Consider the following 15336-nt stretch of genomic DNA (forward strand, 5'->3'; position numbering starts at 1 on the left):
GTTAGCCAGCCAGAGAAGGAAGGCAGAGCATCCTGTTCTGGCTAGTGGCCAGCAGGCTAATGGCTAGCGGCTTCTGAGCTACGATCGCTGCATGGCGAGCGACAATCGGATTCTCATCGGTACCGCTTCCTGGACCGACGCGACCCTGCTCAAGAGCGGCAAGTTCTATCCCCGTGAAGTGAAGACTGCCGAGGCACGGCTTCGCTACTACTCCGCAGAGTTTCCGATCGTCGAGGTCGACAGCACTTACTACGCGATGCCGTCTGTTACGAACGCAGCGCTGTGGGCGGAGCGCACGCCCGACGACTTCGTGTTCAACATCAAAGTGTTTCGCCTCTTCACGCAGCACCAGACCGATCCAAAGGTGCTGCCTCCGAACGTGCGCGTCATGCTCGGCGAGTCGCAGTCCCGTCAGCTCTACTACAACGACCTTGGCGCAGAACTTCAGGATGAGCTGTGGCGGCAGTTCCACCTCTCGCTCGAGCCTCTGCGCAGTGCCGGCAAGCTGGGCGCGTTGCTGTTTCAGTTTCCAAAGTGGTTCCTGCCGAACCGCGGCAGCCGCGTCTACATGGAGCAGATTCGCCAGCGTCTCCCGGACCACACGATCGCGCTCGAGTTTCGCCACGAATCCTGGTTCGAGGGCAGACAACGCGACTCGATCCTGGCATTCGAACGCGAACTCGGCTTCTGCAACGTCATCGTGGACGAACCGCAACTCCCCGGCTCGATCCCGACGGTCTGGGAAGCCACGCTCCCCGGACTCGCCATGGTCCGGATGCACGGCCGCAACGCGGACACCTGGAATCTGAAGGGCCTCAAAGCCGCATCCGACCGATTCAACTACGACTACCGCGACGAAGAGCTGCGCGACTTCATCACTCCTGTCCGCCACCTCGGCGAGCAGGCCGAGAACGTCCACATGATCTTCAACAACAACATGGAGGATCAGGGCATCCGCAACGCCCGAACCATGCTCCGCCTCCTCTCGGATTCCCCCTAACCGCCAACCGCCAACCGCGAACCGCTGGCGTTATATACAGTCCCCGCTATCATCCCCGGGATGAACGCCCAGCTCGAAACCTCGCCCTCCTTCGGCCACCGCCTGAACGCAGAGCAATTGCGCGCCGCAACCCATGGCGCAGCGAATAGCCGCGGGGTCAGCGCCGGGCCATTGCTCATCATCGCCGGCGCCGGCACGGGCAAGACCAATACGCTCGCGCATCGCGTTGCGCATTTGCTCCTCAATCGGGTTTCGCCCGAGCGGATCCTGTTGCTCACGTTCACGCGACGCGCAGCGCAGGAAATGCTGCGACGCGCCGAGCTGATCGCCAACGAGACACTGCGGTCGCGGCCGACGATTTCCTTTCCGCCGAACGCAGCACGGCAACTCTGGTCCGGGACTTTTCACGCCATCGGCAATCGACTGTTGCGTGAACATGCGCACTCCCTGGGACTCGATCCCGCGTTCTCCGTGATCGATCGCGGCGATGCCGCGGATCTCATGGATTTTCTGCGCCAGGAACTTGGACTCACGAAAAAGGAGAAGCGCTTTCCGCGCAAGGACACCTGTCTTGCGATCTATTCGCACCGCGTGAATACACGCAATCCGCTGCAGAAGACGCTCGACGATATGTTCCCCTGGTGCAGCGAATGGGCTGAGGACCTGACGCGCCTCTATCGCAGATACGTCGAGACGAAGCAGGCGCAACAGCTCCTGGACTACGACGACCTGCTTCTCTACTGGCATGTGCTCGTGCAGGAGCCGCAGCTTGCCCGGGAAGTCGGCGACCGGTTCGATCATGTTCTGGTGGATGAATACCAGGATACGAACACGCTGCAGTCCGAGATCCTGCTCGCCATGAAACCCGAGGGCGCCGGTGTGTGTGTCGTCGGTGACGATGCCCAGGCAATCTATTCGTTCCGGGCCGCGACGGTGGACAACATCCTGGAGTTTCCGCAGCGGTTCTCGCCGCAGGCCGAGATCGTCACGCTCGAGCAGAACTATCGGTCCGTTCAGCCTGTGCTCGACGCAGCGAATGCGCTGATGCGCGATGCGGATCGGCAGTATCAGAAGGAGCTGCGTTCGGGGCATCGCTCACAACGCAAACCTCAGTACGTCACCGTCGAGGACGATCAGGCGCAGGCGTCCTACATCGTCGAGCAGATCCTGGCTGCACGAGAGCAGGGAACGTTGCTGCGCAAGCAGGCTGTACTCATGCGCAACTCGCATCACAGCGACGTCCTCGAACTGGAGCTCGTCCGGCGCAATATTCCCTATGCGAAGTACGGCGGACTCAAGTTCCTCGAGGCCGCGCATGTGAAGGATGTGCTCGCCGTGCTGCGCTGGCTCGACAATCCGCGCAATCGATTGGCCGCATTCCGTGTGCTGCAGCTCCTGCCGGGCTTCGGTCCGGCCCACGCCGATCGTTGCCTCAAAGTGTTCGAAGCGAGCGGCTACGCATTCGAAACCCTCGCGAAGTACCAGGTGCCTTCAGCCGCGAGCGAATGCTGGCCGAGCCTGATGTCGCTGATGGAGAAACTTAGCGGAACCACCGAATGGGCTGGCCAGATGCAGCAAGTGCGGCAATGGTATGAACCGCATCTGATGCGGCTCTACGACGCAGCGCCGGTTCGTGCGGGCGACGTCGATCAGCTCGAGAAAATTGCAACACAGTATGAAAGCCGCGAACGGTTCCTCACCGAGCTGACGCTCGATCCGCCTCAGGTCAGCAGCGATCTCTCCCGCGATCCGCTGCTCGACGAGGACTATCTCATTCTTTCCACGGTTCATTCGGCCAAGGGCCAGGAATGGGACAACGTATTCGTGCTGAATGTCGCCGACGGCAACTTCCCGAATGAACACGCAACGGGCAAGCCGGAAGCTATCGAGGAAGAGCGCCGCCTGCTCTACGTTGCGATGACGCGAGCCAAATTCGACCTGCACCTCATTGCGCCGCTGCGCTACTACGTCACGCAGCAGAGTCGCACTGGCGACAAGCACGTTTACGGCGCGCGCAGCCGCTTCATGACCGAAGATCTGTTGCGGAACTTTGAAATGAAGTCGTGGCCGCTGGCGACGGGGCGCGACGCTGGGCAGACGCAGTCGAAAGCGAAGATCGATGCGGGGCAGAAGTTGCGGGCGATGTGGGATTGAGAAGCCAGCTAGCGGGCCAGTACGGCGTCGATCTCCTGCTCGAACTCCTTCGCTCGCTCGTGGCCGACATGCATTTCGCCGATCGCGTCGGCTGCGATGCGGCCGTCAGGGCCGATGAGATAGAACGCCGGCCAGTAGAGATTCTTCATCGCGTTCCAGTACGAGTAGTCGGTGTCGAGCATGACGGGATGCGTGATGCCGAACTTCTCGACGGCCGCACGCACGTTCGCTGCGGAACGTTCCTGCGGCAACTCCGGTGTGTGCACGCTGATGACCACCAGTCCCTTGTCGGCGTAGCGCTCCTGCACACTCTTCACCCACGGAATCGAGCGCAGACAGTTGACGCATTCGAACGCCCAGAACTCCACCAGCACAGGCTTGCCTTTCAGATTTCTCAGGCGCAGCGGCTGCGAGTTGATCCAGTCCGCCGATCCGATATGCGTGAACTCCGGCGCGAGCGGCGCTCGTGCTTCCGCACTCGACAACGAAAGCGTGAGGAGAGCCATGAGCAACAACAGACGCATGTGCGAGCCCTGCAATGGTTCGATTCAATGAGGAAGACCGGCACAACCAAGGGTTTGTGACGGTCACCCTGACATTGTGGGCGCGGGATTGCGAACACAAGCGGCGGAGGTGGACACGATTGGCGGGTCCAAAGGGAGATGGATCCCCGCTTTCGCGGGGATGACGGTCCTTCGTTTCGTGCCGAGGCGTGGATCCCCGCTTTCGCGGGGATGACGTCGCTCGTATCCTCGCGACGTCAGCCTCTTGCGACGAAGCTGTCGATGATTCGTCCCAGTACGACCATCGGCACGCCGCCGCTCTTGACGACTGTGTCGTTGAACTGGCGCAGGTCGAACTTCGCGCCAAGCGACTTCTGCGCGCCGGCCCGCAGACGGTTGATCTCGCTGTGACCGACTTTGTAGCCGCACGCCTGGCCCGGCCATGCGCAGTAGCGATCCACTTCGCTGGTGACTTCTTCGACGCTCGAACCGTTCGTGGTCGCGAACCACTGGATCGCCTGCTCACGCGTCCAGCGCTTCGCGTGCAGGCCGGTATCGACGACGAGCCGGCAGGCGCGGAAAGCGATTGATTGCAGATAACCGAGGCGGCCGAACGGATCGTTGTCGTACACACCAAGCTCGTTCGCGAGCTGTTCGGCGTAAAGCGCCCAACCTTCCGAATACGCGTTGAACGCGAGGAGCGAACGGAAGAGCGGCATCTTGAACGTGTACTCGCCCTGCCACACGTGACCCGGAATCGATTCGTGGTACGTGAGCGTCGGCAGGTTGTACTTTGTCCAGATGGCGAGCGTATGCAGGTTGATCCAGAACTTGCCCGGCACCTTGCCGTCGATCGTGCCTGCGCCGCCGTACGCACCGGGAGCGCCGGGCTCGACCTCCGGAGGCATGCGCTTGATCTCGAGATTGCCCGGAACGAGCGTTGCGAATGCACGCGGCAACCGCTTTCGCATGTCCGCAACGCGCTCGTTGAGGAACTTCATCAGCTGCGCGCGGCCTTCGTCGCTCTCGGGGAAGCGGAACCGTTCCTGCTTGCCGAGCGCCGTCATCCGCTCGCCGACGGTGCCTTGCGTGAGGCCCTGCGCTTTCAGGATCGAGTCCATTTCCGATTGCAGCGCACGCAGTTCTTCCTGGCCGCGATCGTGAATCTGTTCCGGCGTCATCTGCGTCGTCGTCGCCGCCTTCAGCGTCCACGCGTAGTAAGCCTCGCCTTGCGGCAGCTTCCAGACACCTGCGTCGCTCGTGGCACGCTTGCGGTGCGCCTCAAGCTCAACGAACTGACGATTGAGGGCTGGCGAAACCTTGTCCGCGGCGATCTTCGACGCCTTCGCTGCGTAGTCGCCCGGCATCGCCTTCGTGCGCTTCGCCAATGCAGCAATCATCGACCAGTCCGACGGCTTGCCGTCGCGGGCGATCTTGAGTTGTCGCAGCGTCTTGTCGAGCAGGAAGTCCGGAGCGATCACGCCTTGCGCAGCGGCCGAGTGCAGACGTGCGGTCTCGCCATCGAGCTGACCCGCGTAGGCTTCCAGGCGAGCGAGGTACGCGTCGGCGTCTTCACGCGTGACGATCGTGTGCTGCTCCTCGAGCATCCCGGGGATCTCGAGAAAAGCGCCCGTGTTTTGCGCGACGACGTAGGGCGCATTGCGCCACGACCAGCTCAGATTGAGCAGCGCAACGTCACCGTAGGGAAACTTGAATCCTTCCGAAGCGAACTCGTGCGCCGTGCGCATCACATCGACATTGATGCGGGTGGCTTCGCTGAGACTCTTCGTGTCGATCGCTTTCAGGCGAGCGAGCCGATTCGCGACGCGTTGCGCGACTACTTGCTGACCAGCGGCGGACCGATCGGCGAGCTTCGCCTTCAGAGGAGCCCGCAGTCCGTTGTCGATACCCAGTCCCGTCGCGCTCTCGGGGTAATCGACCAGGAGTTCCTCGGCGAAGTCAGCCAGCAGCTTTTCCACCGACGCGTTGCTGTCCGCGGCAACTGCGGGCGCTGGCAGGTTCGCGGCAGCGATGGCGGCGCCCGTGCCCACGATGAATTCGCGGCGGCTGGTGGTCATCGAGAGAGCTCCTTCGATTCGGGAGCGCAATCATAGCCCCCGGACTCCGCCAAAGTGCGCCGGGACGGCCGCCAACGAAAAGAATTGCAATAGCCGACCCGCTGCGATTGCCCGAAGAGCTCGCGCTGCGCACGATTTGACCGGTCAACAGAAGAATGGCGCTCTTTCTACTAGGGGGATCCATGCGCAAGACAGCAGGATGGTCGCGTCGCGATGTTCTGGTGGGCGGCTCGGCGGCGATCGCGGGCTCGACGATGAGCCTGTTCGTGCCGCGTGCGGCCCGGGCAATCACCGAAGCGGAGATGTTCCCAACGGTCGAAACCCAGTACGGCAAAGTCCGCGGTGTCGAATGGAACGGCATCAAGACGTTCAAGGGCATCCGCTACGGTGCCTCGACCGCGGGCGCGAATCGATACCTGCCGCCCCGCGAACCGGCTTCGTGGACCGGTGTCTTCGATGCCTTCGACTATGGGCAGATCGCGCCGCAAACGCCGACCGATCGTCGCAGCCATTATTCAGGCCTGATCCTGTGGGATCGGCAGCCGGGCGGGATCGGCGAAGACTGTCTGGTATTGAATCTCTGGACGCCGAGCATCAACGACAACGCGAAGCGTGCGGTGCTCGTCGTGTTTCACGGCGGCGGTTTCGCCAGCGGTTCCGGCAACACGATCGGTTTCGATGGCGACCAGGCGGCGCGCTATGACGATGTCGTCGTCGTGAGCGTGAACCATCGCTTGTCTTCATTCGGCTTTCTTGGGCTCGGCGAGCTGGGTGCACCGCCCGAATTCAAGTACGCGGGCGTTGCCGGCGCACTCGATATGGTCGCCTCGCTGCGCTGGGTGAAGCAGAACATCGGCCGCTTCGGTGGCGATCCGGATCGCGTCATGGTCTTCGGTCAATCGGGCGGCGGCGCGAAGACCAGCACACTGCTCGCGATGCCCGGTGCGAAGGGACTCTTTCAGCGCGCGGGCGTGCAGAGTGGATCGGCGCTGCGTCTCATGACACAGGAAGCGGCCGTAACATCGGCGGAGAAGTTGCTCAACGTGCTTGGCATCGGCAAGGGCAACATCCGCGACTTGCAGAAACTGCCCTTCACGCAGTTGCTTGCGGCTCAAGCTACGGCTCAATCGGGATTCTCCCCCGTGATCGGCACCGACGCGTTGCCCCATCATCCGTTCGATCCGGTCGCGCCGCCGGAATCGGCCAACGTTCCGATCATCGTTGGCTACACACTCGACGATGCCGCGCTCAGCATGACGAACTTCGATCTCACCGAAGAGGGGCTGAAGGAACAGATCGGCAAGCAGCTCGGGCCGCAGGCGGATCGCGTCTACAAGATGTATCGCGATGCATTCCCGTCGGTGACGCCGTACCTGATCCAGGCACGCATCGCGACTGACCGGCGTTTCCGTCGCAGCGCGATCAAACAGGCCGAGCTGAAGGCGGCGCAGGGAACGGCACCTGTCTATTTCTACACGTGGGAATGGCCAGTCCCTGCATTCGACGGCAAATTCGGTGCGGTGCATGGCGTCGACGTGGGCGCCGCCATCCACGATTTCCGCGGCGCGATCAATGGCAGCGGCAGCAAGGATGGCAAGCAGCTCGTGGAGAGATTCGCCGCCGTGTGGACAGGCTTTGCGAAGGAGGGCGTACCGAAATCCGCACTCACCCCTGCATGGCCCGCTTACGATGCCGACAAGCGTGCCACGATGATCTTCGACGTCGACACCCGTGTCGCGAACGATCACCGGCGCGAGTTCCGCCTGCTGTGGGACGAGCTTGGCGCGACGACGGCGGGCGCTTAGTGCGCAGGCTCTGAACTCCTACTTGTGGGTCCGGCTTCAGCCGGACGTCATGCGAAGCATGCCTTCGGCGTGCGGCTAAAGTCGGACCCACAGCGGGAACCCCATCGTTACAGCAACGACGACGGCAGCGTCAGACCAGGACGCTCGTTGTCCCAGACGATGCTCATGATCTTCCACTGGCCACCCTCGTGGATGACGGTGAAGAAGTTCACGCCCCGGCCGTGACGCGTTTCCGTCGGGGATTTCCAGGTGAACTCATAAACGCTCGTGAGGCGAGCGACGTTACCGAAGATCAACGCCTCGTGAGTGAGCTCGACTTCCGAGAAGCGGACCTCCTGCAACAGCGATTCGACATTCGCGACGTACTCATCGAACGACATGATCTTCGCGAAGGGAGCGCCCGCTGCATCGAGCCCGGTGCGGACCACTCGCGCGTCCGTATGGTAGTAGTGCCGGATGCCCTGCCAATCGCGTTTTCCCGGCGCGGCGGAAACGACGGCATACAAGGCTCGCGTCATGTCGCGGAAATCGGTCGGTGCTGTCACGGTGATCAGGCTCCGGGCTGTCGGTTCTACACTATGCCGTGCGTCCTCCGGTCAGAGGTTAGAACAGCATGAAGCGAGCCCGCATCGTATTCGCGATCAGCACCGTGTTCTGCGCGACGATCTGCGTCGCGGCGGAGAGCATGCCTGCCGCGCCCCCCATTCAGACCGAGGATGTCGAGCGCTTCTTCCGCATCTACGAAGCAACCGAGGGTCGACCCACAGCCGAGGTGCTTCAGCGCGACTATCTGGATGCAGGATCGGAAGGATTGCATCAGCTCGCAAAGCTGCGGAATGTCACCGGCGTCCGCATCGCCGACATGATCGCCAAGAATCCGGCGATGTACGACAAGGCCCGCGAGTGCATGAAGGTGCTGCCACGCGTTCGCGAGCGGCTCACGGTCGCCCTAGGCTCGCTGGTGCGCCTGTATCCGCAGGCGCGAACACCACCGGTGACGATCGTCGTCGGGCGCGGTAAACCCGTGGGCGTCGCGGGTCCCGCGACGGGCATTCAGATCGGCCTGGAAGCGCTGTGCGCGACGGAATGGCTGAATCCCAATGTCGAGGATCGATTCGTGTTCGTGATCGCACACGAATACATTCACGTGCAGCAGTCAGCCGAGCTGGCCGAAAAGGCGAAGCCGACGGTTCTCGAGCTGTCGTTGCTGGAAGGGGCGGCGGAATTTGCTGCCGAACTGATCGCGGGTCGCGTTGCGTACTCGCAGGTCATGGCGTCGACAGCAGGCCGCGAGAAGGAGATCGAGACCGCATTCGTGGCCGAGATGGACAGCACGGATCTCTCCAACTGGCTGTACAACGGCACCGTCGAGAAGCCCGGCGATCTCGGGTACTGGGTCGGCTATCGGATCGCGCGAAGCTATTACCAGCACGCGACGGACAAACAGCAGGCGTTTCGGGAGATCCTGGAGATGGGCGATGCGAAGGCGTTGCTGGGGAAGAGTGGGTGGCGGCCGGGGATGAAGCTGTAGGCTCACCCCGTCATTCCCGCGCACGCGGGAATCCATCTTGCTCAAGGCATGGACTCCCGCGTGCGCGGGAGTAACGAAGTGGCCTAATCCTCGGGCCTCCGCCACAACCACACTGCAACGATGAACATCACTGCGGGTGCGCCGAATCGCAACCACGGCGATGTCACCGTGAATTGCAGAAAGACGGTACTCGCCGTCATCGCAAGCGTTGCGAAAATCTTTGCCCTGCGTGGCACGACTCCGCGCTCACGCCACGCCCGAATGTGGGGACCGTGAGTCGGATGGGCCAGGAGTCGCTGTTCGAGCGCGGGCCAGCCTCGCCCCGCAGCCCATGCCGCGAGGATGACGAACGGAACGGTCGGCAACACCGGCACAGCAATACCGATAACGCCGAGTGCCAGCGCAAGCACTGCACCGAGTCGCCAGAGAACGATCTGCGTCTGCCGGAGCATCCTGTTAGCGAGAATTCTTCTGTGAGTTCGACCTTGTGGGCGAACACCATACCAGCACTGCGCGCGGATTCCTTCGCCGCACGAAACACGCCATTTCGTTGACGAGGGATGGAGCCGCTCCCTACATTCACGACGCCAGCGGTGCCTGCTTTCGCGCAGGCTTGAAAGGGAATCCGGTGCGGTCTTTGACCTACTCCGGAGCTGCCCCGCAGCGGTAATCGGGAACGACCGGCGCCATCGCACTGGATCATGAGATCCGGGAAGCGGCGTCCAGTAGATCAACGATCCATTCGATCGTCCGCCCGTGAGTCCGAAGACCTGCCGCGGCCGTCACTGTCGGAATCGACAGCGGCGCACGGCTGTCGGGCTCTCTCGGGCGGAGCTGGCGGAACGCATGCGACATCCAGTCGCTGCGCTCTCCCTGCATTTTCCTGTGAAAGACCGATCCTGCTCGCGGGAGCGGAAGGCCACGATGCGCGCGTCGCTGGCAAGGCTCTCCGGCGGCATTGCGTCGTCGTGCCTTCACGTTCTCCGGGCGTTCTTTCCGGAGCAACGATCGTGTCAGTACGTTCGACCAATCTAGGCTTTCCGCGCATCGGCGCGCGACGTGAACTCAAGCAGGCGCTCGAACAGCATTGGAAGGGTGCGCTGTCCTTCCATCAGCTCGAGCAGATCGGAGCGCAACTGCGTGAGCGCCACTGGCGACTGCAGCAGGCACGCGGTCTCGATCACATCCCTTCGAACGACTTCTCATTCTACGATCACATCCTCGACCTGAGCTGCACGCTCGGTTGCGTGCCGCGCCGATACGGCTGGACCGGTGGGCCCGTCGATGCCGCCACTTACTTCGCAATGGCGCGCGGTCGCCAGATCGGTCGCGACGATGTCGTAGCGATGGAGATGTCGAAGTGGTTCGACACCAACTATCACTACCTCGTGCCGGAGTTCGGGCCCGACCAGACGTTTCGTCTCGCGTCGACCAAGGTCTTCGATGAGTACGCTCATGCGCGCAGCCTCGGCATCCAGACTCGCCCTGCAATCGTCGGTCCGCTGACGTACGCAATGATCGGCAAGACGGTGGACGGCGCTGACTACTGCCGCAGCTCGCTCATACCCGGCCTCGTCCCGGTGTACGCGGAGATCTTCGAACGCCTGCGATCGATGGGCGCGGACTGGGTGCAGATCGATGAGCCGGCGCTCTCGCTGGATCTGCCGCTGCCTTACCGGGAAGCGTGTACTGCGGCGTACGCGCAGTTGGCGACAGCCGCGCCCGGCTTGAGGATTCTGCTCGCGACCTACTTCGACAGTCTGCGCGACAATGCGCCGCTCGCCTTCTCGCTGCCTGTCGATGCTGTTCATATCGACCTGTGCCGGGGTTCGGGCCAGGCGAACACGGAGTCAAACGATCTCGAGCGCCTGCTGGAGGAAGCGCTCGCGCTCGTGGGGAGCAAGACGCTCTCGCTCGGACTCATCGATGGCCGCAATATCTGGAGGAACGACCTCGCCGCCTCCCTCAAGCACATCGAGTGGGCAGTTGCGCGACTCGGGGCGGATCGGGTGATGATCGCGCCGAGCTGTTCGCTGCTTCATACGCCGGTTGACCTCGAGGGTGAGGATCAGCTGGATCGCCAGGTCAAACGCTGGCTCGCCTTCGCCATCCAGAAGCTGGACGAGATCGCCACTCTGGCTAAGGGCGTGAATCGCGGGCGAGTGAGCATCGCTGCGGCACTGGCGGAAAGCGATGCCGTTGTCGAAGACCGCCGCACATCGGCACGAATTCACGACCCTCGCGTACAGCAGCGGTTGCGGGACATTGCTCCGTCGATGAAAGCGCGATCTTCATCGTTCGTGGAGCGCAATCCGGTGCAGCGCTCAGTGCTGAACCTGCCGCTGCTGCCGACAACGACGATCGGCTCGTTCCCGCAGACTGCCGTGATTCGCAAGGCCCGCGCGGCCTTCAAGCGCGGCGAGATGGATGAGGCAGAGTATCGGGACCAGATGCGAGCGGAGATCCGCGACGCAATCGATCGTCAGCATCGCCTCGGGCTCGACGTACTCGTGCACGGTGAGGCCGAGCGCAACGACATGGTGGAATACTTCGGCGAGCAGCTCGAAGGCTTCGCCTTCACGGGGAACGGCTGGGTTCAGTCGTACGGCTCGCGCTGTGTCAAACCGCCGATCATTTTCGGCGACGTTTCACGGCCGCGACCGATGACAGTCGAATGGACGACGTACGCGCAGAGCCTGACCAGGAAGGTCATGAAAGGCATGCTCAGCGGGCCGATCACGATTCTGCAGTGGTCGTTCGTGCGGGACGATCAGCCTCGCCGCATGACATCGCGGCAGATCGCGCTCGCGATCCGCGACGAAGTAGCCGACCTCGAGCGTGCTGGCATCCGCATCATTCAGATCGACGAAGCCGCATTGCGCGAAGGCCTGCCGCTGAGGCGCGCCGACTGGAAGCGATGGCTCGATGGAGCCGTCGATGATTTCCGACTGGCTGCCTGCGCGGTCGAGGACAGGACCCAGATCCACACGCACATGTGCTATTCCGAGTTCAACGACATCATGCCCGCGATTGCCGCGATGGATGCGGATGTCATTTCGATCGAGACTTCACGCTCTCACATGCAACTGCTCGATGCCTTCGTCGACTGGCGCTATCCGAACGAGATCGGCCCGGGTGTTTATGACATCCACTCCGCTCGCGTACCCACGGTCGATGAGATGGTTGCACTGCTTCGCAAAGCCCGCAGCGTGCTGACGGACGAGCAGCTCTGGATCAATCCGGATTGCGGCCTGAAGACGCGGGACTGGCCGGAAGTCGAGCAGGCGCTGGCGAACATGGTGGCGGCCGCGGAAGTGGTCAGGAAGGAGAGCTCTACAGCTCCAGCTCAACTTTTCCCGGCGAGCGCTCGACGATGACTTTTCCGTCCGCGGGGGACAGCTTGTACGTGAGATAGCAGACCGTGCGTGGATCTGTGAGAACGGACGGTGTGAACACTGCGACGACTTCTGATTTCTCGTGACGAGCCGAGTACGTGATCACACCGGGCATGCCGGCATCGCGCAGCTCCGCGCCTACGGACTGACAGTAGGAGTAGTTGTCGGAATGGAGCAGGTCGGGCTCAGTGCGGATTCGCGCGCGTAGATCGACGAGCAGCGCGTTGCATCGGATCAGATGCACGCGCCGCTCCTGGATGATCGGATCTTTGCTTTGCGCAGCAACCTCCGATGCCAGCGTGTTCTTGCGGAAGTGATGCACCGTTTCGCGAATCGATGTCTCGACGCAAGCAGCGCCGTACCACACCCCGTAGCGACCGGCTGAATAGCGGGAGCGCGAGGGATGCTCGAAGGGCCACTGGATGGCCGCGGCGATCGAGTCATTGATCGCCGCATCCTCGAAGGGCCGATGAATGATCGCCGGCTCCTGGTAGGGTTGCTTCGTGGTGAGCTCGTGGCGCACGAGCACTTGCGCATCGCGCGGATCGTCGACGAGGTCGGCGAACAGATCGATGCTCTTGCGCAGACTGACGATGTTGCGATGCCAGTCGCGTTGCGAATCCCGGGTGACTCGCAGTTCAGCGTCCCTGCCCCCGGTCATTCAGCCGCCGCGCATCCGATCGAGCGTGCCGCGAACCATGAGCAGGCCGGCGAAACCGAAACGGCGCACGACTTCCGTCGGCGTCGCGCCATCGAAGTTCGTGTTCGGCGAACCCATCCAGCCGCTCACGAGGTCCGGGTTGTGCGGATAGAGCAGCTTGAGCGACTTGTGAACACCGAGCAGGTGACCGACGCGTTCGAGGAGATCGCGGTTCGCCGCGAGCGCCTCGCCTCGTGCATAGCGTTGCAGTGCAATCCGATTGCTTTCGTTGAGACCCAGCAGCATGAGCTGGTCCGCGGCGGAGAGTTGCCACAGCTCGAAGAGCTTGGTGACGGCCCGAGCCAGGATCACCCTTTCATCGCGGGTCCGGGCCGGGTTACGAAGGTCGGCGTGCTGAGCATGCATGGAGGCAGCTCCCGTGTTAATTCACACGAGTAGGAATATAAATCACACACCGGTGGACTTTCAAGCCGGCAATCCGCAGGGAACCTGTCCTGACGGGCTTGCTTATGTGAAATAACTCATTCCAGCCGGGCCCCTGTGGCCATCAATGCATCCCGGCGCTCCCGGGGTCCGGGCGGCGTCCATTGATACATCCAGGTTTCCGTCAGCGGCTGGCCGTTCTTCTTGAGGAACAGCCGCAGGTCGATCGGGTCGGTGCTCTCGTCGGTGAGCCTGACGTCGAACATGGCCCGGAAACCGTCGATGGACCGCAACGGCCGGGCCGAGGTGATCTCGACCTGCCCGCGCGATGCACTGATCACGGGCTCCACGGTCGCGCCGGGAAGAATGGTCGCAAGCTCGCCGCCGTGGAAATCAATTGCGAATCGACCCGAGTAATAGCGACGCGGCTGACCGATGACGCCACCGATCCCGGTGCGCGTCGCCACGACGCGAGCGAGTGCCGACGAAAACGGTGTCTGCGTCGCCCAGTGCATGCGATACGCGAACAGCAGTTCACTCCCAGGCTGCAGCTTCGCGGCTGGATTCCAGAAGGCGACGATGTTGTCGTGCGTTTCATCCGGCGTTGGCAACTCGACGAGTTGCACCGCGCCCTTGCCCCACGCTCCTTTCGGTTCGATCCAGAGACTCGGGCGACGATCGTAGAACGCGCCATCGTCCTGGTAGTGCTCGAACACGCGATCCCGCTGCATGAGGCCGAAGCCGCGAGGATTCTCGTCCATGTACGAGCTCACCCGCACGCCCTGCGGGTTCACGACGGGGCGCCAGATCCATTCGCCGTTGCCCGTGAGAATCGACAGGCCATCGGAATCATGAATCTCGGGACGCCAGTCGTTGCTCATGCGTCGATCGTTCTCACCGCACTGGAACATGCTGGTGAGCGGTGCGATGCCTACGCGCTCGACGGGCTTGCGCGGATAGATCGCGGCGTCGACTTCCATGACCTGCGGCGATCCGGGTGTCACTTCGAAACGGTATGCACCTGCCGCGCTCGGTGAATCGAGCATTGCGTAGATCACGACGGTCCGCGCGTTCGAGGGCGGGCGCTCGAACCAGAACGACGTGAAGCGCGGGAACTCCTCGGGACCATTGATCGCAGTATCGAACGCGAGGGCGCGCGCAGAGATTCCATACTGCCGCGTGTCGTTGCTGATCGCACGAAAATAGCTTGCGCCCAGGAACGACATGACATCGGAGGCCCAGTTCGTCTGCGCCTGGATGTGAAAGCCCGCGTAGCTGAGATCGGCCGGTAGATCACGTGCCGTGATGCCGCTGCGTCCAAAATCGTAGTCCGCCGCGCGATAGAGCAGCTCGCGAGCCTCGCCATTCACGACTTCGTGCATGCGCACCGGTTCTTTGAAGGTGCGGCCGAGGTGATAGAACTGTACGCGAAAGCCGCCATCAGTATCGGCCCAGAGCGCGCGCTCGGGACGGAAGCGAAGCGACTGATACTGGTCGTAGTCGAGCCGCTGCAATTTCTCCGGCGCGAGTCTTCGAGGCGGCTCGTACGCGCTCGCAGCCAATGCACGAGCCTGACCTTTCAGCACGGCGTAGCTGAATGTCGCCGGTCGCGATTGCGCGGCGAGAAGGTGGGCAGTGGGCGAAACGGCGGAAAGCAGGAGGGCGGACTTGAGCAGGTCGCGGCGGTGAATCATCAGCAAGTGTCTTCGTGCGGCGGATAGGGGCGCGGATGGATATCCGCGAAGGGCAATAACCGCCACGGAGATGAAAGGTTCCCATCGCTTCG

Annotated in this window: 12 protein-coding genes and 1 riboswitch; of the genes, 5 read left to right on the forward strand and 7 right to left on the reverse strand. The window is 62.5% G+C overall.

The features are described from left to right. Positions 1 to 91 precede the first annotated feature (91 nt). Both HNQ60_RS09350 and HNQ60_RS09355 read left to right on the forward strand, forming a co-directional pair. Positions 92 to 1000 carry a DUF72 domain-containing protein gene (locus tag HNQ60_RS09350; RefSeq protein ID WP_184330973.1) on the forward strand — a complete coding sequence of 303 codons (909 nt, stop codon included), beginning with the start codon at positions 92 to 94 and terminating at the stop codon, positions 998 to 1000. A 60-nt stretch (positions 1001 to 1060) separates the two neighbouring features. Next, positions 1061 to 3154: an ATP-dependent helicase gene (locus tag HNQ60_RS09355; RefSeq protein ID WP_184330975.1), complete on the forward strand. Its 2094-nt coding sequence runs from the start codon at positions 1061 to 1063 to the stop codon at positions 3152 to 3154. 8 nt (positions 3155 to 3162) lie between these two features. Here HNQ60_RS09355 and HNQ60_RS09360 read toward each other — a convergent pair whose 3' ends face one another. Together HNQ60_RS09360 and HNQ60_RS09365 are read right to left on the reverse strand one after the other, a co-directional pair. Further along, positions 3163 to 3678, reverse strand: a complete 516-nt coding sequence (locus HNQ60_RS09360) for a redoxin family protein (RefSeq protein WP_184330977.1) — start codon at positions 3676 to 3678, stop codon at positions 3163 to 3165. A gap of 236 nt (positions 3679 to 3914) precedes the next feature. Next, positions 3915 to 5735, reverse strand: coding sequence for a DUF885 domain-containing protein (locus HNQ60_RS09365; RefSeq protein ID WP_184330979.1), 1821 nt, complete (start codon positions 5733 to 5735; stop codon positions 3915 to 3917). A 182-nt stretch (positions 5736 to 5917) separates the two neighbouring features. On the opposite strand from HNQ60_RS09365, the gene HNQ60_RS09370 reads away from it, so the two are divergent. Further along, the gene (locus tag HNQ60_RS09370; protein WP_184330981.1) at positions 5918 to 7540 is read left to right on the forward strand and encodes a carboxylesterase/lipase family protein; all 1623 of its coding nucleotides are present in this window, start codon (positions 5918 to 5920) and stop codon (positions 7538 to 7540) included. 107 nt (positions 7541 to 7647) lie between these two features. Here HNQ60_RS09370 and HNQ60_RS09375 read toward each other — a convergent pair whose 3' ends face one another. Next, positions 7648 to 8085 carry a nuclear transport factor 2 family protein gene (locus tag HNQ60_RS09375; RefSeq protein WP_184330983.1) on the reverse strand — a complete coding sequence of 146 codons (438 nt, stop codon included), beginning with the start codon at positions 8083 to 8085 and terminating at the stop codon, positions 7648 to 7650. 68 nt (positions 8086 to 8153) lie between these two features. Here HNQ60_RS09375 and HNQ60_RS09380 point away from each other — a divergent pair, with 68 nt between their 5' ends. Beyond that, positions 8154 to 9071, forward strand: coding sequence for a DUF2268 domain-containing putative Zn-dependent protease (locus tag HNQ60_RS09380; RefSeq protein WP_184330985.1), 918 nt, complete (start codon positions 8154 to 8156; stop codon positions 9069 to 9071). 83 nt (positions 9072 to 9154) lie between these two features. Here the strand turns inward: HNQ60_RS09380 and HNQ60_RS09385 are convergent, their stop codons facing one another. Beyond that, positions 9155 to 9523 carry a YbaN family protein gene (locus tag HNQ60_RS09385; protein ID WP_184330986.1) on the reverse strand — a complete coding sequence of 123 codons (369 nt, stop codon included), beginning with the start codon at positions 9521 to 9523 and terminating at the stop codon, positions 9155 to 9157. A 122-nt stretch (positions 9524 to 9645) separates the two neighbouring features. Further along, positions 9646 to 9863, forward strand: a riboswitch (cobalamin riboswitch). 218 nt (positions 9864 to 10081) lie between these two features. On the opposite strand from HNQ60_RS09385, the gene metE reads away from it, so the two are divergent. Continuing rightward, complete coding sequence (gene metE / locus HNQ60_RS09390; RefSeq protein WP_184330988.1) at positions 10082 to 12448, forward strand: 5-methyltetrahydropteroyltriglutamate--homocysteine S-methyltransferase; 2367 nt, start codon at positions 10082 to 10084, stop codon at positions 12446 to 12448. Here metE and HNQ60_RS09395 read toward each other — a convergent pair. From HNQ60_RS09395 to HNQ60_RS09405, 3 genes are all read right to left on the reverse strand, one after another. Next, positions 12405 to 13127 (reverse strand): RES family NAD+ phosphorylase, encoded by a 723-nt coding sequence (locus tag HNQ60_RS09395; protein WP_184330990.1) that lies wholly within the window; start codon positions 13125 to 13127, stop codon positions 12405 to 12407. The genes metE and HNQ60_RS09395 overlap by 44 nt on opposite strands. Next, complete coding sequence (locus HNQ60_RS09400; RefSeq protein WP_184330991.1) at positions 13128 to 13532, reverse strand: MbcA/ParS/Xre antitoxin family protein; 405 nt, start codon at positions 13530 to 13532, stop codon at positions 13128 to 13130. A 116-nt stretch (positions 13533 to 13648) separates the two neighbouring features. Continuing rightward, a complete protein-coding gene (locus HNQ60_RS09405) occupies positions 13649 to 15244 on the reverse strand; it encodes a glucan biosynthesis protein (protein ID WP_184330993.1) in 1596 nt (531 codons plus the stop codon). Between the last annotated feature and the right edge of the window lie 92 nt (positions 15245 to 15336).

Origin of the sequence: Povalibacter uvarum, assembly GCF_014202975.1 — a bacterium.
GTDB lineage: Bacteria > Pseudomonadota > Gammaproteobacteria > Steroidobacterales > Steroidobacteraceae > Steroidobacter > Steroidobacter uvarum.

Bases quoted from the DNA above. Each gene is read 5' to 3' on its own strand.
- HNQ60_RS09355 (WP_184330975.1), top strand. From the start codon at position 1,061: ATGAACGCCCAGCTCGAAACCTCGCCCTCCTTCGGCCACCGCCTGAAC.
- HNQ60_RS09360 (WP_184330977.1), bottom strand. From the start codon at position 3,678: ATGCGTCTGTTGTTGCTCATGGCTCTCCTCACGCTTTCGTTGTCGAGT.
- HNQ60_RS09400 (WP_184330991.1), bottom strand. From the start codon at position 13,532: ATGCATGCTCAGCACGCCGACCTTCGTAACCCGGCCCGGACCCGCGAT.
- HNQ60_RS09370 (WP_184330981.1), top strand. From the start codon at position 5,918: ATGCGCAAGACAGCAGGATGGTCGCGTCGCGATGTTCTGGTGGGCGGC.
- HNQ60_RS09380 (WP_184330985.1), top strand. From the start codon at position 8,154: ATGAAGCGAGCCCGCATCGTATTCGCGATCAGCACCGTGTTCTGCGCG.
- HNQ60_RS09395 (WP_184330990.1), bottom strand. From the start codon at position 13,127: ATGACCGGGGGCAGGGACGCTGAACTGCGAGTCACCCGGGATTCGCAA.
- HNQ60_RS09365 (WP_184330979.1), bottom strand. From the start codon at position 5,735: ATGACCACCAGCCGCCGCGAATTCATCGTGGGCACGGGCGCCGCCATC.
- HNQ60_RS09385 (WP_184330986.1), bottom strand. From the start codon at position 9,523: ATGCTCCGGCAGACGCAGATCGTTCTCTGGCGACTCGGTGCAGTGCTT.
- HNQ60_RS09405 (WP_184330993.1), bottom strand. From the start codon at position 15,244: ATGATTCACCGCCGCGACCTGCTCAAGTCCGCCCTCCTGCTTTCCGCC.
- HNQ60_RS09350 (WP_184330973.1), top strand. From the start codon at position 92: ATGGCGAGCGACAATCGGATTCTCATCGGTACCGCTTCCTGGACCGAC.